Annotated in this window: 21 protein-coding genes; 5 read left to right on the top strand and 16 right to left on the bottom strand. The window is 62.3% G+C overall.

Annotated features, from left to right (window positions below; genetic code table 11):
- The 6 genes from FW796_RS25115 to FW796_RS25090 all read right to left on the bottom strand — a co-directional run bounded on the left by FW796_RS25115 (nucleotide 1) and on the right by FW796_RS25090 (nucleotide 6,909).
- Nucleotides 1-1,449 (bottom strand): APC family permease, encoded by a 1,449-nt coding sequence (locus FW796_RS25115; protein WP_446440227.1) that lies wholly within the window; start codon nucleotides 1,447-1,449, stop codon nucleotides 1-3.
- A 108-nt stretch (nucleotides 1,450-1,557) separates the two neighbouring features.
- Nucleotides 1,558-3,048: an aldehyde dehydrogenase gene (locus FW796_RS25110; RefSeq protein ID WP_446440226.1), complete on the bottom strand. Its 1,491-nt coding sequence runs from the start codon at nucleotides 3,046-3,048 to the stop codon at nucleotides 1,558-1,560.
- 221 nt (nucleotides 3,049-3,269) lie between these two features.
- Entirely contained in the window at nucleotides 3,270-4,433 is a 1,164-nt protein-coding gene (gene argE, locus FW796_RS25105; RefSeq protein ID WP_346636436.1) for an acetylornithine deacetylase, read from the bottom strand.
- On the bottom strand, nucleotides 4,426-5,103 hold the full coding sequence (locus tag FW796_RS25100; protein ID WP_346636437.1) for a DUF1028 domain-containing protein: 678 nt from the start codon (nucleotides 5,101-5,103) through the stop codon (nucleotides 4,426-4,428). Before FW796_RS25100 ends, argE begins: the two co-directional genes overlap by 8 nt.
- A gap of 70 nt (nucleotides 5,104-5,173) precedes the next feature.
- A complete protein-coding gene (locus FW796_RS25095) occupies nucleotides 5,174-5,584 on the bottom strand; it encodes a RidA family protein (protein ID WP_011061806.1) in 411 nt (136 codons plus the stop codon).
- A complete protein-coding gene (locus FW796_RS25090; protein ID WP_346636438.1) occupies nucleotides 5,584-6,909 on the bottom strand; it encodes a flavin-containing monooxygenase in 1,326 nt (441 codons plus the stop codon). Before FW796_RS25090 ends, FW796_RS25095 begins: the two co-directional genes overlap by 1 nt.
- A gap of 353 nt (nucleotides 6,910-7,262) precedes the next feature.
- Between FW796_RS25090 and FW796_RS25085 the strand changes: the two genes are divergently transcribed.
- The 3 genes from FW796_RS25085 (at nucleotide 7,263) to FW796_RS25075 (ending at nucleotide 11,585) form a co-directional block, all read left to right on the top strand.
- Nucleotides 7,263-8,360: a carboxynorspermidine decarboxylase gene (locus FW796_RS25085; protein ID WP_346636439.1), complete on the top strand. Its 1,098-nt coding sequence runs from the start codon at nucleotides 7,263-7,265 to the stop codon at nucleotides 8,358-8,360.
- Nucleotides 8,361-8,389: 29 nt separating this feature from the next.
- A complete protein-coding gene (locus FW796_RS25080; RefSeq protein WP_346636440.1) occupies nucleotides 8,390-9,634 on the top strand; it encodes a saccharopine dehydrogenase family protein in 1,245 nt (414 codons plus the stop codon).
- 211 nt (nucleotides 9,635-9,845) lie between these two features.
- The gene (locus tag FW796_RS25075; protein ID WP_404937131.1) at nucleotides 9,846-11,585 is read left to right on the top strand and encodes a dipeptidase; all 1,740 of its coding nucleotides are present in this window, start codon (nucleotides 9,846-9,848) and stop codon (nucleotides 11,583-11,585) included.
- Nucleotides 11,586-11,717: 132 nt separating this feature from the next.
- On the opposite strand, the gene FW796_RS25070 is transcribed toward FW796_RS25075, so the two are convergent.
- The 6 genes from FW796_RS25070 to FW796_RS25045 are packed head-to-tail and all read right to left on the bottom strand — an operon-like array spanning nucleotide 11,718 to nucleotide 17,316.
- A complete protein-coding gene (locus FW796_RS25070; RefSeq protein ID WP_346636442.1) occupies nucleotides 11,718-12,683 on the bottom strand; it encodes a fatty acid desaturase family protein in 966 nt (321 codons plus the stop codon).
- The gene (locus FW796_RS25065; RefSeq protein WP_446440225.1) at nucleotides 12,670-13,293 is read right to left on the bottom strand and encodes a phosphatase PAP2 family protein; all 624 of its coding nucleotides are present in this window, start codon (nucleotides 13,291-13,293) and stop codon (nucleotides 12,670-12,672) included. The genes FW796_RS25070 and FW796_RS25065 overlap by 14 nt, the downstream gene beginning before the upstream one ends.
- Nucleotides 13,294-13,344: 51 nt before the next feature.
- A complete protein-coding gene (locus FW796_RS25060; RefSeq protein ID WP_446440224.1) occupies nucleotides 13,345-14,439 on the bottom strand; it encodes a hypothetical protein in 1,095 nt (364 codons plus the stop codon).
- Nucleotides 14,436-15,170, bottom strand: coding sequence for a hypothetical protein (locus FW796_RS25055; RefSeq protein ID WP_404937133.1), 735 nt, complete (start codon nucleotides 15,168-15,170; stop codon nucleotides 14,436-14,438). The genes FW796_RS25060 and FW796_RS25055 overlap by 4 nt, the downstream gene beginning before the upstream one ends.
- Entirely contained in the window at nucleotides 15,167-16,189 is a 1,023-nt protein-coding gene (locus tag FW796_RS25050) for a hypothetical protein (protein WP_346636446.1), read from the bottom strand. The genes FW796_RS25055 and FW796_RS25050 overlap by 4 nt, the downstream gene beginning before the upstream one ends.
- Before the next feature lie 53 nt (nucleotides 16,190-16,242).
- Entirely contained in the window at nucleotides 16,243-17,316 is a 1,074-nt protein-coding gene (locus FW796_RS25045) for a glycosyltransferase (RefSeq protein ID WP_446440223.1), read from the bottom strand.
- Between the two features lie 294 nt (nucleotides 17,317-17,610).
- Here FW796_RS25045 and FW796_RS25040 point away from each other — a divergent pair, with 294 nt between their 5' ends.
- Nucleotides 17,611-18,135, top strand: coding sequence for a DUF4265 domain-containing protein (locus FW796_RS25040; protein ID WP_346636448.1), 525 nt, complete (start codon nucleotides 17,611-17,613; stop codon nucleotides 18,133-18,135).
- A 141-nt stretch (nucleotides 18,136-18,276) separates the two neighbouring features.
- Complete coding sequence (locus FW796_RS25035; protein WP_404937136.1) at nucleotides 18,277-19,026, top strand: hypothetical protein; 750 nt, start codon at nucleotides 18,277-18,279, stop codon at nucleotides 19,024-19,026.
- A gap of 73 nt (nucleotides 19,027-19,099) precedes the next feature.
- Here FW796_RS25035 and FW796_RS25030 read toward each other — a convergent pair whose 3' ends face one another.
- The 4 genes from FW796_RS25030 to FW796_RS25015 form a co-directional block, all read right to left on the bottom strand.
- The gene (locus tag FW796_RS25030; protein ID WP_346636450.1) at nucleotides 19,100-19,360 is read right to left on the bottom strand and encodes a PAAR domain-containing protein; all 261 of its coding nucleotides are present in this window, start codon (nucleotides 19,358-19,360) and stop codon (nucleotides 19,100-19,102) included.
- Nucleotides 19,361-19,378: 18 nt separating this feature from the next.
- Complete coding sequence (locus FW796_RS25025) at nucleotides 19,379-20,968, bottom strand: type VI lipase adapter Tla3 domain-containing protein (RefSeq protein WP_446440222.1); 1,590 nt, start codon at nucleotides 20,966-20,968, stop codon at nucleotides 19,379-19,381.
- 55 nt (nucleotides 20,969-21,023) lie between these two features.
- On the bottom strand, nucleotides 21,024-22,619 hold the full coding sequence (locus FW796_RS25020; protein WP_446440221.1) for a type VI lipase adapter Tla3 domain-containing protein: 1,596 nt from the start codon (nucleotides 22,617-22,619) through the stop codon (nucleotides 21,024-21,026).
- Nucleotides 22,619-22,946, bottom strand: a 328-nt coding sequence (locus FW796_RS25015) for an effector protein Tle3 domain-containing protein (RefSeq protein ID WP_446440220.1), incomplete at its 5' end; no start/stop codon positions are given. The genes FW796_RS25015 and FW796_RS25020, both read right to left, overlap by 1 nt.

Below are 22,946 nucleotides of genomic sequence, written 5' to 3'. Positions count from 1 at the left end.
TCATTCTCCTGCACGGCAAGTGGATTCAAGGGAAGGGGTTGCAGCGGGACCCGGGTCAAGGGGCAACAGCGGCTCGGGAACAAACAGTGGCTTGCGCATCACCCATTTGATCCAGACCACGGCGATCACCGAGATCACCCCGAGCACCACCCCGGCGCTGCCGAAGATCCGCGCAGTCATCTGCGGCGACGGCGAAACGTGATAGATCGCAAACAGCATGCCGACGATGCCCAGCACCTGGGGCCAGGGGTAGAACGGCGAGCGGAACGGCCGTGGCGCCTCGGGATAGCGACGCCGCAGGGCGATCACGTCGATGTGCACAATGATGTAGGCCAGCAGCCAGGCCAGGGCCGCGGCCAATAGCAGCAGGCTGATGGAATCCGGGTCCTGGCCCAGCAGCAGGATCGGCAGGCCCGTGAGGGCGGCAATGAACAGCACCGCCACCCAGGGCGTACGGGTGCGCGGACTCAGGCGCTTGAACTGGGGAAAGGCCTGGCCGTTCTGCGCCATGCCGTAAAGCATGCGCGGCAGCGCCGCCAGGGACGAATTGACCGTGCTGCAGGTCGCGGTGATCACCGCGCCCACCAGGAACAGCTTGCCGGCCTCACCGAACACCGAGGTGGCGAAGAGGAAATGCGGCAGCGGGTGGCTCGCCAGTTGCTCCCGGGGAATGCACAGCAGTGCGCCGAGGCAGTACAGAGTGATCACCAGGAAAATAATGCTCAGGCCAATGATCATCGAACGCGGGATATTGCGTTCCGGGTTGCGGGTTTCCTCCACCAGCGGGCAGACGAATTCGGCACCGACAAAGCCCCAGATGGCCATCGCCGCCAACGCCAGCGCCCCCACTTCCATGGGGTTCCAGCCCTGATCCAGCGGCAGTTGCAGATCCGCTTGCGCGCTGCCGATGGCGCCCAGGCCCAGGGTCAGCAGAATCACCACCATCACCACCGCCAGTACCGTCTGCAGCTTGGCGAAGACATCGATGCCCAGCAGGTTGAGCAAGGTGAAGGTGCCCAGTACGCCATAGGCCACCAGCATCGGCGGCAGCGCGCCGGGGTAGACCTTGCCGATGATCAGGTCCAGGAGCAGCAGTTCGGCGGACAGGGCGAACATCGCCACCACCATGTAGCCGGAGAAGGTGGCGAGGATCGCCGGGAAGTGCCCGATGGCCACTTCGGTGTAGCTGCTCAAGCTGCCGGCCCGAGGCACCATCAGCGCCAATTCGGAAAAGGACAGCGCGTAGGTCAGGGCCATCAGATACGCCAGCAGCAGAGGCATGAAGAAGCCCAGTCCGGCCATCCCCGCCCCTTGCAGCATCAGCACCATCACCCCCTGGGACACCACCAGGCCGACGGCCACCGAGACCAGCGAACCCAGGCCCAGGACCCGGCGCAAACCGCCGCGTTGCAGGGGGCTTGCAACCCCGATGGAGACACTTGCAGTCATGGCACACACTCCGTTTTTTATTGTTGTGGGCCTGCCGCCGGAGCGGCAGGCAAAGACGCGCTCTGACGGCGCGGCACTGGACCCGGCGAGCGGGTCGCAAGGCATGGCTCAGCGCAACTGGAACCAGGTGGTTTTCAGTTGGGTGTACTTGTCGAAGGCATGCAGCGACAGGTCGCGGCCAAACCCCGATTGCCGGCCGCCGCCAAAGGGCACGGTAACGTCCAGGGCGTCCACGGTGTTCACCGACACCGTGCCGGCCCGCAGTTGCCGGGCCACCCGGTGGGCACGGTTGAGGTCATCGCTCCACAGCGACGCAGCCAGGCCATAGACACTGTCGTTGGCCAGCGCAACAGCCTGCTCCTCCTGGTCAAAGGGGGTCACCGCCAGCACCGGGCCAAACAGCTCCTCGCGGAACAGGGTCATCTGGCGATCCACGCCAGTGAAAATGGTCGGCTCGATGTAGTTGTCGCTACCATCGATGATCAACTGCCGGCCGCCACACGCCAGCTCGGCACCCTGCTCCCGGGCGCCCTTGATGAAGCCAATGACACTGGCGGTCTGGCGGGCGTCGACCATGGCCCCGGCACGGCTGGCCGGATCCAGGGGATTGCCCGGCCGCCAGTCCCGAGCCTTGGCCTGCAAGCGCTCGACGAACTCGTCATGAATGCTGCGTTCCACCAGCAGCCGCGAGTTGGCCGAACACACCTCGCCCTGGTTGAAGAAGATGCCAAAGGCGGCCTTCTCGGCGGCCAGGTCCAGGTCCTGGCAGTCGGCGAACACCAGATTCGGGCTTTTGCCGCCACATTCCAGCCAGACCTGCTTGAGGTTGGATTGGGCCGAATACTGCATGAAGTACTTGCCCACTTCGGTGGAGCCGGTGAACACCAGGCAATCCACGTCCGGGTGCAGGCCCAGGGCGCGGCCGGCCTCGGCACCCAGGCCCGGCACCACGTTGAGCACCCCTTCCGGCAACCCGGCCTCCAGGGCCAGTTCGGCCAGGCGCAGTGCCGAGAACGGCGACTGCTCGGCGGGCTTGAGCACCACCGAGTTGCCCACCGCCAGGGCCGGTGCCAGCTTCCAGGCAGCCATGTCCAGGGGGAAGTTCCAGGGCACCACGGCGCCGATCACCCCCAAGGCTTCACGGCTGATGCTGGCGTGGCTGTTACGGGCGCCGGGGGCCACCTGATCGTAGAGCTTGTCGACGCTTTCGGCGTACCAGGCGAAGACGTTGGCGGCGCCGGGCACATCCATGTTCCAGGCATCCATCACCGGCTTGCCCATGTTCAGGGATTCCAGCAGGGCCAGTTCCTCGCGGTGGGCAAGCATCAGCTCGGCCAGGCGCAGCAGCACCTTCTTGCGTTCCACCGGGGCCATGCGCGCCCAGGGCCCCTGGTCGAAGGCCCGGCGCGCGGCAGCCACCGCCAGGTCCACCTCGGCTGCGCCACAGGCGCTGACCCGGGCCAAAAGTTGATTGGTGGCGGGGTTGATGGCGTCGAACGTGGCGCCGGACTGGGCGGACAACCGTTGGCCGCCGATCAGCGCCTGGTCAATGAATGTTTGCCGGGCAGCTCGCTGCTGCCAGTAACCGAGATCGAACACGCTGCACTCCCTCGTCGACCGTTGTAACGGCCTGGTTGTTATGTAGGTAGGGAGGATGGTGCGTCACCGCGAGCGAGAGGAAAAATACTAAAAATATGCTCCGGCACCATGAAAAAGCTCTGTAGCCAAGGCCCTGGACCGGCCGCGCAAACGCCAACGCCCAGGCCATCCGGGAGATGGCCTGGGGGCGTAAAACAGCACCCGTCAACCGCCGGACAGGGTCAGGCGGGACGTTCCAGCCAGTCCCCCAGGCGCAGCAGCATGGCGTCACAGGCGTGCAACTGCTCAAGGCTGATGAACTCGTCCGGCTTGTGGCCCTGGTCCATGCTGCCCGGGCCGCAGACCACCGTAGGGATGCCGGCCTGATGAAACAGCCCACCCTCGGTGCCGAACGCCACAGTGCCGAACGCCCGCGAACCGCTGAGCAGCGCCAGCAGTTCGGCGGCCTCGCTGTCGGCGGCGGTGGCCAGCCCCGGGTAGGCGCTCAAGGGTTGCAGGGCGATCCCGGTGTCGGCCTGTACCGCCTGCATCTGCGGCAGCAATTGGTCTTGGGCATAACGCTGCAGTTCATCCACCACGGCCTGGGCATCGAACTGCGGCAGGGTGCGCACCTCGAAATCGAACTCGCAGTCCGCCGGCACTATGTTCAGTGCCCGGCCGCCCTGGATGGTGCCGGTCTGCACCGTGGAGAACGGCGGATCGAAGCGCGGATCGTGGTGTTCGGGACGGGCCAGTTGGCTGCCGATCTCCCCCAGCTTGCCGATCAGCCGCGCCGCATACTCGATGGCATTGACCCCGTACGGCGCATAGGCGGAATGACAGGCCGCGCCACGCACCTGGCAACGCATGGCCAGCTTGCCCTTGTGGCCCAGCACCGGGCGCAGTTCGGTGGGCTCGCCGATCAGACACAGCAACGGCTTGTGCGGCCGCTGCTGCAATCGTTCGAGCATCGGCCGTACGCCCAGGCAGCCCACCTCCTCGTCATAGGAGAAGGCCAGGTGGATCGGCATGCGCAGCTCTCGCCGGACCAAGCCCGGCACCGCCGCCAGCACCGAGGCGATAAAGCCCTTCATGTCGGCGGTGCCACGGCCATACAGACGCCCTTCCCGCTCGCTCAAGACAAACGGCTCGACGCTCCAGGCCTGGCCATCCACGGGCACCACGTCGGTGTGCCCGGACAACACCACACCGCTACGATCGCTGGGGCCGATGCTGGCAAACAGGTTGGCCTTGGTGCGCTGCGGGTTGTAGATCAGTTCGCTGTCCACCCCATGGCCCGCCAGGTAGTCGCGGATAAAACCGATCAGCTCCAGGTTGGAGTCGCGGCTGACCGTGGCAAAACCCACCAGCCGCGCCAACAGCTCGCGGCTCGAATGCTCACTCATTGCCCGGTACTCCATAACTGGGGGCCGCCGTGGGGTCCAGGGCCCGGGTCAGGTAGTCCTGCATCTGCGGGCGATAGGCCTGCCACAGGCCCGCGAGCTGGCCAATGGGATCTGCATCGGCCCAGTCCACCCGCAGGTCGACGATGGGCCAGGTCAGGTCGTCCACCACGCTCAGCGCCGCCGAATGCACCGGCCCCGCCTCGCCCCCCGCAGCCATCGCCGCCTGCATGGCCGCCAGCAGGCGCTCCACCAGCATGCCCGGGGTGTTTTCAAAGGCCTGGACCATGGCCTCGATCACCTCGGGCCGCGCCAGCAGGTTGCCGGCAGCCACGCACTGCTCCCCCGCCACCGCGTTGTGCAGGCCCAGGGCTTGCTGGCCACTGAACAGCGCCGTGCGCCCCTGGCCGTCGATCACCGTGACCTGGCGGTACTGGCTCCAGCCGTTGCGCCCCAGGGCCTGATCGAGGGCGGCGCCGGGCTCAAGTTTCTGATGCTCCAGCAGGTCGAGGATCTGCGGCCCCAGGGCCGGCAGGGTCACGTTCTGGGTCGCCACCGCCCCCACTCCGGCCCGCAGCCAGGGGCAGCGGGCGCCGACGGCAATGCTCGACGAACTGATAGCGATGCCCAACTGGCCGGTTTCGGCGCAACGGCCAACGATGGAAAAAGTCATGGGAACTCCTTGGCCCACTGGGCCCGCATGGACGCTCGACGCGGCGCCGCTGGAAACAACCGCACAGGGGTCACTCGGGAATCACCGCGATCACGTCGATCTCCATCAGCCACTGCGGCTGGCCGAGGGCCGAGACCACCAGGCCGGTGGAAATCGGGAACACGCCCTTGAGCCACTTGCCCACCTCCTGATACACCGGCTCGCGGTAACGCGGGTCGGTGAGGTAGGTGGTGGTCTTGACGATATGGGACAGGTCGCTGCCGGCTTCTTCCAGCAGTTGCTTGACGTTTTTCATCGCCTGCTCGGCCTGGGCCCGCGGGTCGCCGAGGCCCACCAGCCGACCGTCGAAATCGGTGCCGACCTGACCGCGCACGTACACCGTGTTGCCGGCGCGCACCGCCTGGCACAGGTCGTTGTCCAGGGACTGGTTGGGGTAAGTGTCCTTGGTATTGAACATGCGAATACGGGTATGAGTAGGCATCAGTGGGCTCCCACGCTGTCGAGGTTGTGGACCGGCGTCTCCGGCTGCGCGCAGGTCTGCGCCGAAGTCTGCCGGGCTTGGCTGTAGGCAAGGTATTTACGCTGGGTGGCGATGTGATCGGCGACGTGCTTGGCGTCGTGCCAGACGCCCCAGATAAAGGAGGAGCCCCGGCGCGACAACCAGGGCAGGCCAAGGAAATAGATTCCTGGTTCGCGGGACACACCGCGCTGATGCAAGGGCTTGCCCTGTTCGCTGAAGGTATCCACCTGCAGCCAGGAAAAGTCCACGGCATAGCCGGTAGCCCAGATGATCGAGGTAACCCCCGCCGCCAGCAGATCCAGTTCCAGGATCGGCTGCTTTACGCACTGCGGATCCGGGACACGCTGCCGAGCCTCGGGCTCCGGCGGCAGGTCGAGGCCGTTGCGGGCGATATAGGCATCGGCCGCGTCCAGCAGCGCCAGGTAGTTCTCGTCGCCACGGGCCAGGTTGTCCACCAGGTCCGCCTGGAAGGTCACGCGCTCACCGTCGAAGGCCTGGGTCAGACCCACCAGGGTGATGCCTTGATGGGCCAGGGCGCGGAAGTCGATGGTCTGGCCTCCGCGGGCACCACTGACGGCAATGGTCACGTGCTCCCGGCCCGGCTTGGCAATCTCCGCGTCCCATTCCCCCAGCACTCCGAGCCACCAGCAGAAATCCCGGCCGCGATAGGAGCGCGGTGGACGGTCATGGGCACCCACCGACAGGTAGACCTGGCGCCCCGCGCGCTGCAGCTCATCGGCGATCTGCACGCCGGAAGAGCCCGCCCCCACCACCAGCACCGCCCCCGCGGGCAGTTGCTGCGGATTGCGGTACGCGGCGGAATGGATCTGCTCGACCCGTGCATTCTTGGGCGCGATCGGCGGAATCACCGGGCGCTGGAAAGGTCCGGTGGCGGCCACCACGCGATTGGCCTGGATCACCCCCTCGGAAGTCTCGACGGTGAAGCCCGGGCGTCCGACATTGCGCTGCACCTTGCGCACGTCCACGCCGGTGCGGATCGGCGCATTGAACTGGCGGGCATAGGCCTCGAAGTAGTCCGCCACCTGATCCTTGGCCGGGAAGGCATCGGCAGGGATATCGAATTCCAGCCCCGGAAAGCGGTCATGCCAGGCCGGCCCATTGGCCACCAGCGAGTCCCAGCGCCCGGTGCGCCAGGCCTCGGCGACCCGGCTGCGCTCCAGCACCAGATGGGGCACCCCCAGCTTGCTCAGATGTTCGCTCATGGCCACGCCGGCCTGGCCTGCGCCGACCACCAGGGTATCGACTTGTATTTGTTCTACGGTCATGTCTGTGTCCTTCTGCGAGACGAGGGGCGCCAGCGCGAGCGCTGGGCGCCTTGTTCAGAACCCGGGTGTGAGTCGGATGCAGCAGATGGTGCGACAGACGTCGGCGAAGGAAAATGACTAAAAATGTGCTCCCTGGATAAGAAAAAACGAGGCAGCGCCAAGGCCTGCAGCCCAGGGTTGCCGAGGGCCGGACTGTAGTCGGGGGACATCCGGGCGCAAGCCAATGGCGATCAGACTGATCGGCAGGGCCTTTCAGATGATTACCCGGCGAAAATGCATTTCCGAGCTTTCGATCTGCAGGCACTGAAGGCACAATGCGTACCTTTTTGGCTGGCCCTGCCGGAGACCCTGAAATGATCAAGACGCCGTACTACCTCATCGACAAGCAGAAGCTTTTGAGCAACATGCAGAAGATCGCCTACGTGCGCGAGCAGTCCGGCGCCAAGGCCCTGCTGGCCCTCAAGTGTTTCGCCACCTGGTCGGTGTTCGATCTGATGCAGCAGTACATGGACGGCACCACCTCCTCGTCGCTGTACGAGCTCAAGCTCGGCCGGCAGAAGTTCGCAGGCGAGACCCATGCCTACAGCGTGGCCTGGGCCGATGACGAGATCGAGGACATGCTCGCCAACTGCGACAAGATCATCTTCAACTCCATCAGCCAGCTGCAGCGTTTTGCCGAAGCCTCCAGTGGCAAGGTCCGCGGTCTGCGGGTCAACCCTCAGGTGAGCAGCTCGGACTACCTGCTGGCCGACCCGGCGCGGCCCTTCAGCCGCCTGGGCGAATGGGACCCGGCCAAGATCGAGCAAGTCATCGAGCAGATCTCGGGCTTCATGTTCCACAACAACTGCGAGAACGGCGACTTCGGCCTGTTCGACCAGATGTTGACCACCATCGAAGAGCGCTTCGGCCACCTGCTGCACAAGGTGGAGTGGGTCAGCCTCGGCGGCGGCATTCACTTTACCGGCGAGGACTACGCCCTGGACGCCTTCTGCGCGCGCCTCAAGGCCTTCTCCCAGAAGTACGGCGTGCAGGTCTACCTGGAGCCGGGCGAAGCCGCCATCACCCAGAGCGCGTCCCTGGAAGTGACCGTGCTCGACACCCTGTACAACGGCAAACACCTGGCGGTGGTGGACAGTTCCATCGAAGCGCACATGCTCGATCTGCTGATCTATCGCCTGAACGCCAAGCTGTCACCAAGCTCGGGTGAACATACCTACATGGTGTGCGGCAAATCCTGCCTGGCCGGGGACATCTTCGGCGAATACCAATTTGATCGTCCGCTGGCCATCGGCGATCGACTGTCGTTCATCGACGCAGCGGGTTACACCATGGTCAAGAAAAACTGGTTCAACGGTCTGAAAATGCCGTCCATTGTCGTGAAGCAGCTCGATGGCAGCATCGAAGTGGTTCGCGAGTTTGGTTTCGAAGACTACCTGTCCAGCCTTTCCTGAGCGGACAGTAACGAGGAGACGTAAATAAATTGAAGAAGAATGTTCTTATCATTGGTGCAGGAGGTGTCGCCAAGGTGGTGGCCCACAAGTGCGCGCAGCACAACGACGAACTCGGTCGTATTGCTATCGCGTCGCGCAACATCTCCAAATGCCAGGCCATCATCGACAGCGTCAAGGCCAAGGGCAGCCTCAAACAGCCCGCTGAAATAAACGCCTTCGCCCTCAACGCGCTGGACATCGAAGCGACCAAGGCGCTGATCCGCGAGACGCAATCGCAGATCGTCATCAACGTCGGTTCCGCCTTCCTCAACATGTCGGTGCTGCGTGCCTGCATCGATACCGGTGTGGCCTACCTGGACACCGCGATTCACGAAGAGCCGGGCAAGATCTGCGAGACCCCACCCTGGTACGGCAACTACGAGTGGAAGCACCTCGAGGAATGCCAGGAGAAGAAGGTCACCGCCATTCTCGGCGTGGGCTTCGATCCGGGCGTGGTCAACGCCTATGCCGCCCTGGCCAAGCAAGAACATTTCGACCGCATTGATTCCATCGACATCCTCGACGTCAATGCCGGTTCCCATGGCAAATATTTCGCCACCAATTTCGACCCGGAAATCAACTTCCGCGAATTCACCGGACAGGTGTGGAGCTGGCAGGACAGCCAGTGGACCAGCAACACCATGTTCGAAGTCAAGCGTACCGATGACCTGCCCGTGGTGGGCTCGCAGAACCTGTACCTGACCGGTCACGACGAAGTGCACTCGCTGTCGAAGAACCTCGACGTGCCCAACGTGCGCTTCTGGATGAGCTTCGGCGAACACTACATCAATGTGTTTACCGTGCTGCGCAACCTCGGCCTGCTCTCCGAGCAACCGGTCAAGACCGCCGAAGGTCTGGAAGTGGTGCCGTTGAAAGTGGTCAAGGCCGTACTGCCTGACCCGGCCTCCCTGGCCCCGGGCTACACCGGCAAGACCTGCATCGGTGACCTGGTCAAGGGCACCAAGGATGGCCAGCCTCGCGAAGTCTTCATCTACAACGTGGCTGACCACGAAGAAGCCTACGCCGAGACCGACAGCCAGGGCATTTCCTACACCGCCGGCGTACCGCCAGTGGCTGCCGCCCTGCTGGTCGCCCGTGGCGAGTGGGACGTGCAGCGCATGGTCAACGTCGAGGAGCTGGCGGCCAAGCCGTTCCTCAAGGCGCTGGACGTGATGGGCCTGCCGACCCGCATCAAGGACGAGCATGGCGACCGTCCTTGGGACGCTGCCATCTGATCCTGCCTCACCCACAGGGGGCGCCCACCCAGGCGCCCCCTGTTCCTCGCTCTGCAACATCTTTCGTTTGTGCGCCGCTTTTGCAGTTCTGTGCGACAGATCCCACATCCGGGACTCCCGCCGCCCTCCTTCGTAGTGTTAGCTTGGGAACGTTTCTGTCTGAACCATCAGACAGTTCCTACTCACCGCCTGCAAAGGAATGCCCTCAACAATGGATTTCTCTCTCAAGCACCTGGCTGCGGCCACCCTGATGCTCGCCAGCCTGTCCGCGTTCTCCAGCGCCGCCCAGGCCAATATCACCCCGCAACAGAGCGCGGCCATCCTCAAGTCCTTCAGTGATGCCTCGGTCAGCGACTTCCGTCAGTTCCTCGGCAGCCTGGCCAAGAGCGAAGCGGGCAAGGACGCCAACCTGGGCCCGGCCATCGGCGCCTTTCTCGACAACAAGAGCCTGTCCGCCGAACAGCAGAACGAGATCCATCGCCTGCTGGGCCTCTACGCCCGGGTGAAGTACGGCAAGGCCGCCACCGAAACCCTGCGTGAACTGGTGGCCATTCCCACCTTCAACATCGACGGTGTGCCGCAGTACAAGAACCCCGAGTTTCTCAAGATCGCCGAGAAGATCCAGGGCCTGGCCAAGGCCTTCAACCTGAATTTTCGCAACATCGACAACCGGGTCTACGAGATTTCCCTGGAAGGCACCGGCGACGAAGTGGTCGGTATCCACGCCCACGCCGACGTGGTGCCGGTAACCCCGGAAAACTGGGTCCTGGAAGACGGCACCCGCCTCGACCCGTTCAAGGTCACCCTGATCGGCGACCGCATGTATGGCCGCGGCACCGAGGACGACAAGAACGGCATCGTGGTAACGCTCTACGCCATGAAGATCATCAAGGAAGAGCAGCTGCCCCTGGCCCGGAACTTCAAACTGCTGGTGGACACCACCGAGGAAACCAGCGGCGACGCCATCCCCTACTACTTCGAACGCAATCCGACGCCCAACTACAACCTGGCGCTGGATGGCGGCTACCCGGTGGTGATCGCCGAGAAAGGCTACGGCACGGTGATGGCGACCTTTGCCCGGCGTGCCGCCGAGGGCAAGGGCGCGGAAATTACCGGGCTGACCGGTGGCCTGGCCACCAACCAGATTCCTTCCACCTCGGTGGCCACCCTCAAGACCGACACACCCGCCGAACTGGTGGCCAGCCTGCAGCAAGCCGGTGCCGCCTATGCCAAGGCCAACGGCGGCAACTTCCAAGTGGCCGCCAAGGTGGTGGGCAAGGAGGTGCAGTTGACCGTCACCGGCGTGTCCGCCCACTCCTCCGAACCCGAGTCCGGGGTCAACCCGGTGGCGCGGATGCTGGACTTCATCCACAGCCTCGACGGCAAGGTCGCCCTCAAGCACAACGCGTTCACCGACGGTGCCCGCTACGCCGCCGACAACTGGGGCCTGGACTACCTGGGGAACAAGCTGGGCATCGGTTTCGCCGACGCTTTCATGGGCCCGCTGACCACCTCCCCGACCTTCGTCGGCGTGGATGACAAGGCCTTCAAGCTGGCGGTCAACCTGCGGGTGCCCAAGGGCAAGACCCCGGACGTGCTGAAGGCTGAAATCACCGACAAGCTGGCGGCCTGGAGCAAGAAGACCCAGGTGGCGGTGAAGCTCGACACCTCCATCGCCGCGCCGATGTACCGCAACCCCGAAGGCGAATGGGTCAAGGCCTTGCTGGCGGTGGCCAGCGAGAACCTGGGCATGGAACACAAGTTCGGCACCTCCGCCGGTGCCACCTCGGTGCATGAACTGCCCAACGGCGTGCAATTCGGCCTGGCGCGGCCCGAAGTCAAGTACACCGGCCACACCGACAACGAGTTCAAGACCGTGGAGCAGTTCCTCCTGGACTTGCAGATCGTCACCGAAATGGTCGGGCGTATCGGGCAACTGCCCAAGCTCTGACGCTACTGTCGGACCCGCCGCAATGGCGGGTCCGATGGCCTTGTTCCGGTTGATTGCCCAGCGCCTTCTACACCTCCCTTCCTATAGCCTCGATCAGTATCCGGAGGATGGGTGCGCAGATGCCATGAGCAGTCAGGCCGTCGGCGGCTTCAACGCCGGGTAGCTGACATCCCGCAATACCCCGATGTAACCGCCATAGAGATTCCCGGCAGGCAGTAACTGCCGCGCTGCCAGTTGCTCATGCAGATGGCGCAAATGGTAGAACGGCACGCGCACATAGAGGTGATGCTCGATGTGGTAGTGGATCCCATGGGGACCGAAGAAGAAGGTCTGCCCGTTCGGACGCACGATGCTGCGGGCGTTCTGGCTCTGGTCAGCATGGGCGGGCAATCCGGCGTGTTCCATGAGCGCCCGGACCCGGCCCATCAAGGGCAGCAAAGTGATGGCTGGCAACAACCACAAGCCCAGGTAGAGCCAGGGATGCCCGAACGCACTCAGCAGACCGAACAGCACGCCATTGCCCAGCAGCATTGAGCAGATCTCCCAGGACACCTGCCCCGCAGACTTGTCGACCTTGGGCATGATGGCGCGGTAGTCGCCCCGGGCAAATCTGTAGGCGCTGATGAAGTAGCCCACCCCGAACAGGTCCGCCAGCAACCGCCTGGCCAGCTTGCCCCGAGGCAGCGGGTAGTCCCCCATGCCGAACACCGCCATCACCGGGTCGTCATGCAGCATCGGTTGCCGGTGGTGCTTCAGGTGGCCGGCGCGGTAGGTCGCCATGGAAAGAAACAGCGGGCCAGCCGCCAACAACTGCCCCACGCAATCATTGAGTGCCTGCCGGCGCAAAAGCACGCCGTGGGCACTCTCATGCATGATCACCGCCAGGGCCAGCTGGCTGCGGGCAATGATCAGCGCCGCCAAAAAGTAAATGACCGGGTGCGGCCAGCGTGCGGCACAGACGAACGCAGCGGCGATCAGGGCCCAGTCGGCCAACAGCGCCAGCATGCCGATCCAGGGCTTGATGACAAACAGCTCGGCGGCCGGGACAAAGGCATTGAGCGCCTGATTGTCGCCGGCACGGGCATTAGGCTGGGACACGGGCATGGCTTCCTTGTCGTTGGGTGGCCAGGGCGCAGGCCAGGGCCAGCAGTAGGCCGCCTGCGACATCCAGCAGCGTGTGTTGCTTGAGGGTCAGGGTCGACAGGCAGATCAACAGGCCGGTAATGCCGATCAGCCATTTTCCGGGGTGAGACCAAAGGGCACGGCAGGCCAGGCACGTCACTGCCACATGCAGGCTGGGGCAGCCGTTGGACGCCAGGTCCAGTTGCCACATGCGGCTCAGGCGCTGATACACAAAGGCATTGTCGAGGCTGCCAAGATCGGGCCTGGGCAGGTGTTCGGGGAACAGCCAGAAACACAGGATGGCGACGACGAAGGCCATGCCCGTGGTGTTCTTGAACGCCCTGAACGCCTCGCCACTGGCGTAGGTTGCCGCCAGCAGCACGAAGGGAAAGAACAGCACATACAACCACCAGGACTGGGCAATGAAAGGAATCCCTTCATCCAGCGGCGTGACCCAGGTGTAGCGCGGCGTGATCAGCCGCTGCAGGCCGATGAAAATGCCCAGGCCCAGCAACAGTCCAAGCAGCGCAACCAGCGCCTGTCGATAGTTGGCTCTTGGGGTCGGGCTGGGCAAGGGATTGCTCATGGCTGCTCGCTTAGCGGGTGCAGGGGTGGATAACGGCCCACAGCGGCGCGCTCACAGGCTGAGCAGGCGGCTGACCCAGGCGTCGATCCGCCCCTGGGCCCGCGCCCGACCTGCAGCCGCTGTCGACTCGGCCCCCGCCGCTGCAGTCAATTGCTGCGCCGCCTCAGCCACCTGGCGACGAAAATCCGCGGCGTCGCCGCGCCAGGTCACCACCCGATGCAGCAGCTGTAGCTGGGCGGCACGCGCCGCATTGCTGGTCTGTTCGGGCTGATCGCTGAGCACCAGGATGATCGGCCGCTGATAGACCCGAGCGATGGACAGTGCCGCCATGCCCGGCGCTGACACTATCAGCCGTGCCTGGGCGGCGCGACTGGCCCAGTGCGGATCAACCCCGAGCCAGCCACGGCGCCCGGCATAGCCCTCGCCCACCCGATGCCCGTCCAGGCCGGCGCCCTCCAGACCCGCGCTCAAGGCATCGGCCAGGCTGGGCTCGCTGAAATGCGGATTGAGGTACACCGCAGCGCCGGGGGCCGATGGTTCCAGCATCACCGCCGCCAGGGCCACCGGGGTCGGCAGGCGATACAGCAACGGCGCCTGGGCGTCGTCCACTTCATAGGCGAAATCATGCTCGATGCGGGCTCGCGCCGCGTTGATCTGGCGCTCGACAATCCAGCCGAACAACCGCCCGAACTGACGCGGCCACATGCCCGCGAAATTGTTCAGCAGCGCCACCTTGAGGCTCGCACCGTACACATGCACGACCTTGCGTCGCCATCCCGGCAGCATGCCCATGTACAGCAGCGCCGGGTGGAAGGAGTCGTTGATCACCCGATCCACACTGCGCAGCCTGCGCCCCAGATGGAGAATGTCCCGCAGCATCCGCCCGGGACGAAACAGGTAATGGGCGACATTGCGATTGGTGGCCTGGCGCAGCATGTTCTGCTCGCTGTCGAACTGCACCGCATAGTGCCTGGACAGCAGCTCGGCCTCGATGCCGAAGCGTTGCAGAAAGTGCTGCCCCTGCTCCGAGGTCGTCAGCACGTCGACCTGGGCCCCTGCCTCGCGCAGGGCATGCACCAGCAACTGCGCACGCATCAGGTGGCCACGGGCATCGGCGGTCGCCAGGTAAAGAATCCGTTGACTCATCGAGCCGCGCTGCCCACACCGCCCAGGACCCAACCGGCGATGTACATGGCCAGGGCACCGGTCACGCCGAAACTGGCATCCACTGCGCGAATGTCCTTGAGCAACAGGTCCAGGTGTGCCGACTCATGGGGCGCGACGATGCGGCGCAAGGTGTTCTCGCACAAGCGCACGTGGCCCTGCTCGTCGGCCAGGACCCGGGACAGCAGCGGATACAGCTCATGCCCGGCCCCTATCACCGCACAATGACGGCTCAATACCCGCTGGGCCATCTGCTCGGCACAGAGCCCGGTGGCGTAGGCCGGCACCAGCAGGCCATGCGCGAAATGTGCCGCATAGCGATGGGCCAGGCGCTGCCAACGCCGGATCTTGCGCCGGCTGAGCCAGTCCGGTTCCAGGCGTACCGAGCCGTCGTCGCCCAGGCCGCGCAAGGCGTCGGCAAACAGCGTCACATGGCGACGCTCATCGGCCAGATGCTGTTGCACCTGACGCTCCAGCCAGGGCGGTGACTGGGGGAGCAAGTCTTCCAGCAGCGTGCGCTCGGTGGCGTCTTCGCCGGCCAGGTACATGCGCAACAACAAGCGCTCCCCGCGGGGGCTACGGTGCAGGCGCCGCAGCGCAGCGCGCTTGATGCGATCCACCAGGCGCGCCTGCACCGCCCCCAGGCCCTGGGCCTGAGGCATGCTCAGGCAGCTGAAGTTCGCCTCGGTGGCGACCGCTTCACCCACACTCATTGCGCGGGCTGCGGGGCAGTGGCGGATGCCGTGGCCACCTGCTGGCTGCGGTGCCAGGCCAGGATCAGGCCGATAAAGCTGTCACGCATAAAGGCCGCTCCGGATGCCCCGGCATCGGCAAAGGGTTGTTCATGGCCGTTGTAACGCAGGTAGCCCTTGCCGTTGACCGCCCCCAATTCGAGGATGTCGCGCTTGTTCAGGCCGCGTTGGCGCACCTCCTTGAGCAGAGGACTGTCTTCGAGGCCGAACACGAACAGTTGGCGTTGAACCACCCACAACGGAATCTGGCCACTCAAGGCCTGCAGGTTAAGGTTCCAGGTGCCCGTTGCCAGTAACGCGTCCAGTTCGCCAGTGCCCGGTTGCGTGGCGCTGAAGCTGGCACGCATCACCGACTTGGACAGCCGCCCGACACCCAGGCCGATGGTGATGTCGTCGGCCGCCGGGTTCCGGGCATCGCTGGGGCGCACGACCACGAAGTAGCTGGCCACTCGCGCGGCGATTGACGGCTGCGCCAGGACCTTGCGCGCCTGCTCGGCGGTGAACAGCACGCGCTCAGCGGTGCCTTCGCGGACGCTGATCTGATAAGGGTCGAGGACGATGTCGCTGAACTTGCCACGCACGGGCGAGTGCACATAGGTGTCGGACTTCCACTTCGTGCCCGAGCGCCGCAACAGCACCTGCAGGCTCAGCGGCACACGCTGGCCATCGGCGGCGATGCCACTGCCGTGCAGCAGCACGTCGCCGATCACCGTCTTGCTGTCATGGTGGTCGTCAGCGCCAATCACGATGGCGCGGGTTTGCGGGTCGACGCTGGCCTGGGCATCCGCCACATCCAGGGCAATCCGGTTGCAGTCGCGCTCAGCGCTGCGGGTGGCGGTCGCGCAGCCACTGTCCGAGGCGAAGTGATACACCCCGCGACCACTGAACTCGGAAGGCGCGGCAGTGGCCTGACCGCTCAATGCCAGCAGTGCCAGGCACGCCAGGGAGTAGCCGAATGAAGCGAGCGAAGGTGTTTTCATGGGGTCTTCCTGTGGGCACGCAGCCTGCGTGCGACGGTACGGCGCGACACGGATCAATCCAGGTTGCGGTGATAGGACAAGGCTTCACTGTGACCGGCGCTCCGACGCCCGACACTGATGCCCATGCCACGCACCACAGCACCGGCGGTATCGAGCAACGACATGCCGATGACCACCAGCGTCGCCCCAAGACGTCGGAGCCCGCGCAAGGGCGGCAAGTCCTGATGGTTGAGGGCCCGCAGGCTGTAGCCGAGGCGCCCGAGCATCACGCATAGCGGCCCGATCGGACCGCTGCGTCCAAGCCATTGCAGCCAGCCCGGCATATAGGCGCGGACCAGATAGGGGGTCAGGCCGACGCTGTCGCCGCCCCTGAGCCAGCGCAGCTTGACCACTTCGCCATGGCTGTCAGGCAGTCGATGCTCGGTATGGGCGCCTGGCGCATAGGCCACCGCCACGCCCGCCGCTTGCAGACGCAGGCCCATGACCTGGCAGTGGGCGCGATAGACGCCATCCAGAGGCTCATAGCGGTACTGCTCGAAGGTGTCACAGCGAAAGGCCACGTTGTTGGCGTAGAAGTTACGCGTGGCGCCGTGGCGCAAGGGGCTGGGGAAATACATGAAATCGATGGCGGTCAGGGCACTGCCGGCGACGCTGGCTGCATAACTGGTACGCCCGGCAACCGCCAGCGGCGCATCGTCCTCGGCAAAAGGCACGAGCAACTGCTCCAGCCAATGGCTACAGGGAATGCAATCGGCATCGGCAAAGACCACGTACTGGCAACGCCCCTGATCGACCGCGTCGAAGCCGACATTCTTGGCATCGTAGTAACCGGTAAGAGTATCGATCTCGACGAAGTCCAGTTCCCGTCCGGCCAGTGCACACAATGCCTGGCGTGCCACAGGATCGAGGCCGTCATGGGTGATGACCCACTGGGCAAAACTCTGGGGTGGCAGGCTCTGCAGGGCAAGGCGTGCGATCAGCCGCTTGAGGCTGTTCAAGGCCTCCTCTGCATCCTTGCCGCCACGCAGGTTGTTGGTCTCCAACACCAGTGCGGTATGGGCTGCGATACCCTCCAGGTGCTCGCGCCTATCGCTGCCGGGAGGCAGCTGCGACGTCCTGGTTGTCATTGCTTGGCTATCCATTTCACTGTGTCTCTGAAAAAAGCGCGGCCACCCGGAGGGCGCGACGGGCGCAATCACAGCATTATTCCCGAGATTATTCAAACGCCACGTACGTCCGGTGTGATGGTCCACGCAGTCGGCTCCCCCGACAGCGCTTCCAGGCTCGGGATTGTTCACAAGCCCAACGAGGCGCACGCCGGGTAGCCGCCGCTTTCTGTGCGGATGAGGCGATGGGATAAGGTATTCTTCGGCGCAAAACGGCTATCACCACTGTCGGACCAGTTCCAGCGGGCAAACACCATGGACATCAAGCAACATCACCAGGACGTCTTTCACAAGATCACCTTCATCCTGCAACAGGATGCTGACGGTTATCCGCCCGTCACCGCCGAGTCCCTGTGGGGCATCAAGCAAGGCGAAACCACCTACCTCGTCGACAACACGCCCTATTACATTTATGGACTCAGCAAAGGCGACCTGATTGATACGCGACAGGAAAACAGCGAGCTGATCGCTACCGTCGTTATTCAACAAGGAGGCCACTCCACCCTCAGAGTCTTCGCTGAAAACCCACAAGACAAAGCCAACATCATCAAGAAACTGCGGCAGCTGGGTGCCCACTGCACAGTGACGCGTAGCCTGTCACTCTTCTCGGTTGACATACCGCCAGCGTGCAGCTTCGAAGCTATAGACTCCTACCTGTCCTCGATAGCTGACGATGACCAGATCGCCTATGAAGACGCCTGCCTGCAACATCACGGGATCGACTTCGCCCGACAGTCGGAATGTTCATCCCTGGCATCGTTACGACGCATGACCCATTGATCATTGAACAGTGCCTGGAGACAGCCGGCGTTGCCAACCAGAGTTCTGGACGGCTCTAGCAAAACCCGATGACGCAATGGATCAACTCGATGGCAGAACAGATTGCAACCCAAGGGTTCAGCTCAATAACAGGCAAGCGCCATGGCACTCTATAACTTCCTCGCCGGAGAAGCCGTTACCGGCGCCGACCATGATCTGATTGAGATCAGCTCAAGTTTGCGAGGTGTCTTTGCAAACCTGGAAAGAAACGTCGATCGCTTTGGAAACAGCAGAGGGAAAGTCGTTAAATACTCGGAGAAAAATCTCCATAAAAGCCTTCTGCATCCTGAGAACGGAGGCGTTGAACTCTTCTCACAACCTGTCCTTGCGAAGGATGAATGCGAAGAAGTGTTCAACTGCGAACTGGCCGCCCTGTTCTCTCGGGATCGTGGCTTAGCGATCAGCGCCAGCAGCAACATCTTCTCTATTGAAGACCTGCTCACTGCATCATCGGCATGCTGTGGATTTCTGGATCGCTTTGACTACCTGTACGGCTACCGCGAAACACAAGCCTTCGGAACGGGATTTGCCCGCGGCTACCACCTGGTGGATCAAGAGCACCCGTTGCTCTGGCCCGGAAAAAAGCAGATTGGCAATTGGGCAAGCATTGTCAGGACCTCTCGACACCTCGACTTCATTAGAGACGTCTTCGATGTAAACCTGTTCTCCCCATCCAGACTCGAGTCCCTGCCCCGAGAAAAAAGAATGGCGTTATCGACGGCCACTGAACACTTCGGAAAATCCGCACACTTCCATTCCTTCATCAGGTGGGACCTGGACAACCAAGAACAGCCCCGTGCCAGATCCTTTCTAATCGAACACAAGGTCCTTGGCGCCTATGCGGATGATTGAACCTGCCACTGAAAAAACGGGACTGCCCGCCAACGTGATGGGCTAAGGGGCGATAGCAAATATCGCTACCTGACTAACACTGCGCACCTGCTTTGGGGCCGCTAGCGATCAGGCTGGCACCACACGCGGTTTTCATACCGTCAAGGGCCACCGCAACACCACCGACATCCAACAGCGCACTGCCTTCTGAAATAGGAAACACCCCTTTGCACAACGGGCACACAACCTTGTGCCCAACGCCCGCCATGGGTTTACCGTTCAAGTCGGTTTGGCTGAATGCCTCAATGACAGTACCGCCATGACTGGTACTGTCCCCCAGTCGAATAATGTCCATGTCCACTCCTTTGCGACCTTAAAGGTCATCCATTCCGTTTTTCTTCGGCTGAAGTTCAGCCAGAAACGCTTCCTGCGTGTAGTCCTCTTCCACAACCGACATCCGCGATGCCGCAGGCGCAGCAGTTGCAGGTTTTGCAGAGGCGCCGTCATCGCTGCTGGCGGTTTGGGGCATCAGGTTGATGCCAAATTTTTTGCCAATAGGCTTTTGCCCAGGTGTCGGCGAGGTGATGGTGATGAGGGTCGCTTGATCCTTACGGCGCAGAGGTATGACCACGCTGGTGTCGGCATTCTGGTAACTGGCCATGGTGGCCAGCGCGATGCCCACGAATGGCGAAGCAGCGCCGGTATCGCCCAGGCGCTGGGTCAGGTCGTAGCCTTCGCGGGAGTCGAGCAGGTCCAGGGAGCTGCGGGCAGCAGTCAGAGCAGGAAGCAGCTCGGCCAGTGGTGTGCTGTTCAGGCCGCCGTCGTAGAACACCCGGGCCGGTGCTGGTGTAACTGTGTCAGTGGCTTTTTTCCAGCCAGCGGCCAGTTGTGCGGTCAAGGCTTCGCGTTTGAGGCGCTCGCCGTTGTCCGGACGCTGCAAGGAAACACTGACCGGACGATTGATCCTGGCCAGCACCGGCAAGGCGTCCCACTGTTCAAAAGCGCGCTCGGTCCAGGGTTGCGGGATGAACTCCGAAGGTTGGAATTCGACAGCAGGTTTACGCCAACCCCAACCGGTGAATTCGGGATCGATCTTGTTCTTGTTGACCTTGGTGAAGGGGGCGTAATAGCGCAGCCATTCGACACGTTCGGGGCGGCCAACGACCAGGGCTACCATTGCGTCAGTGAGCTTGTCGGGTTGGCGTGGGCCAGCAACGGCGCCGAGCGATCTTAGAGTAACGTCCTTACTTGATAGCGCACCTAACATGCTGATGCCTTCGACGTTATAAATCAGCACCGCGGGTAGATCAGGATTGAGTTCAAACAATTGGAATAGATTTTCTACCAATCCTTCGGGCGTGTCATTGCAAACAATACCGTCATGCACATTACGGATTCGATGCCAATGCAAACCCGCTTCTGTACGGTAACTGTTCACCATGCTGGTCAACATTTCTTGCGTTCTTTCGGGCCTAAAACGTAGATTTGGTACTTGAGGACTCCAACCACGAACTACAGTGATGGTTGGAATGGACCACTTCTCCAAAAAGCTCCGTAACCCCAACTCCAGAGCATCCGCCTTACGCTTGTCATAGGCCATATCCTTGTCATCAGCAGTCTGGGGATACTGCTTCGGGTCCGTAGGCAGAACACTGCCTACGTGCAGTGATTCCGTCTGCTTTGTACTCTGCTCTTGCAATGCCTGCCAAACCTGCCCCTGACGAAAAACATCCAGACTCACGCCAATACTGAGCACATCCAGGGTTTCCAATCGCGGCGAAGTAGTGGGTGCACGGTAACGAGGTTCAACAGTCATGGTGGAAGCCTTCCTGGCTGAGGTATAGGCCGTCACGGCAGTGGCTGAACTGGCAAAGCAACGACCAGAAGTCAGGGGCAGTTCAGCGGCTTGGACCCAGTGACTGAGTAACGACAGACAGCCAATAAACAACAGTATGCGATGCACCAGAACAGCCCTCTCCTTTTGAATCGGATCTTCAGCGCGGCTTGATCAGCCAGCGCTAGAGATCATCCATCCAATTGTCCTTGGGTCTCAACTCAGCCAGAAACTCTTCCAGCGCATAGTCCTCTTCCACAACCGACATCCGCGATGCCGCAGGAGCGGCAGTTACAGGTTCTACAGCAGCACCGTCGTCACTGCTGGCAGTTTGGGGCATCAGGTTGATGCCAAATTTGTTGCCAACGGGCTTTTGCCCAGGTGTCGGTGAGGTGATGGTGATGAAGGTCGCTTGATCCTTACGGCGCAGAGGCATGACCACGCTGGTGTCGGCATTCTGGTAACTGGCCATGGTGGCCAAGGCAATGCCCACGAAAGGTGAGGCAGCGCCGGTATCGCCCAGGCGCTGGGTCAGGTCGTAACCCTCGCGGGAATCGAGCAGATCCAGAGAGCTGTGGGCAGCAGTCAGAGCAGGAAGCAACTCTGCCAGTGGCGTGCTGTTCAGGCCGCCGTCGTAGAACACCCGGGCCGGTGCAGACGTAACGGCATCAGTGGCTTTTTTCCAGCCCGCGGCCAGTTGTGTGGTCAAAGCTTCGCGTTTGAGGCGCTCGCCGTTGTCCGGACGCTGCAAGGAAACGCTGACCGGACGATGGATCCTGGCCAGCACTGGCAAGGCGTCCCATTGCTCAAAGGCGCGCTCGGTCCAGGGTTGCGGGATGAACTCCGAAGGTTGGAACTCCACCGCCGGTTTACGCCAGCCCCAACCTGTGAATTCGGGATCGATCTTGTTCTTGTTGACCTTGGTGAAGGGGGCGTAATAGCGCAGCCATTCGACACGTTCGGGACGGCCGATGACCAGGGCTACCATTGAATCGGTGAGTTCGTCCGGTAAACGAGGGCCATTTCCCTGGCCAACCGGCCAAGTATTTTTATCCTTGTTTGCAAGCGCAAATCTCATGTTATGACCTTCAGCGCTATAAACCAGAACGGCCGGTAAGTCTGGATTACGTTCGAATATTAGAAAAAGTTTTTCAAGCAAATCCTCGGGGGAATTTCTACAGATAACTCCATCAGGAAAATTTCGGATACGGTGCCAATGTAACCCTGCGGGGGTTCGCATATTGTTGACCATTACGGACAAACTGCGTTGAGTTCTCTCAGGAGTAAAACGTAGATTCGGTGTCTCAGGACTCCACTCACTTACTACGGTGATAGTGGGGATTGGCCATTTTTCCAGAAAGTCTCGTAATCCCATTTCCAGCGCATCCGCCTTACGCTTATCCCAAGCCATATCCTTATCACTGGCAGTTACCGGGTACTTCTTCGGGTCCATAGGAAGAACACTACCTACATGCAGTGACTCCACCTGTTTTTTACTCTGTTCTTGCAGTGCCTGCCAAACCTGCCCCTGACGAAAAACATCCAGACTCACACCGATACTGAGCACATCCAGAGTTTCTAATTGAGTCGAAGTAGTGGGTGCGCGGTAACGAGTTTCAACAGTCATGTTGGAAGCCTTCCTGGGCGAGGTATAAGCGGTTATTGCCGTAGCCGAACTGGCAAAGCAACGAATAGATGCCAGTGAGAGTTCATCAGCCTGGGTCAAGTGACTAGTCAGTAGCAGGCTGGTGAGAGAACAGTACGTAAGCATGCGGCGCATCAGACGGTTCCCCCAAAACGGAGGGGGACTCCGGTTTTGCGTCCCACAAGAGACTGAGTAGCCACTAAGAGGGGCATTTTGTCCTCCACACTAAGCGGCAGTACACCATTCATGCGATACGCAACTGTGGAGTCAATCAGCTCCCGGTTCTCGACCTCTTCTAAAAAGTAGAGCTTCTCCACCGCGTCGTCTGGCAGGTCTTGTTCCGAACTCTTTACCTCATACCCTCCACCGTCCGTGCTCTCCCAATCCAACCGCCAATCCGCCACCCGACACAAATACGCATAAAACGTCACATCATCCACGCTCTCCCCCGCCCCTATCGCG

The organism is Pseudomonas sp. 910_21, assembly GCF_052850735.1.
Note: the sequence above shows the minus strand (reverse complement) of the source record. Positions and strands in the feature narration are given on the sequence as shown.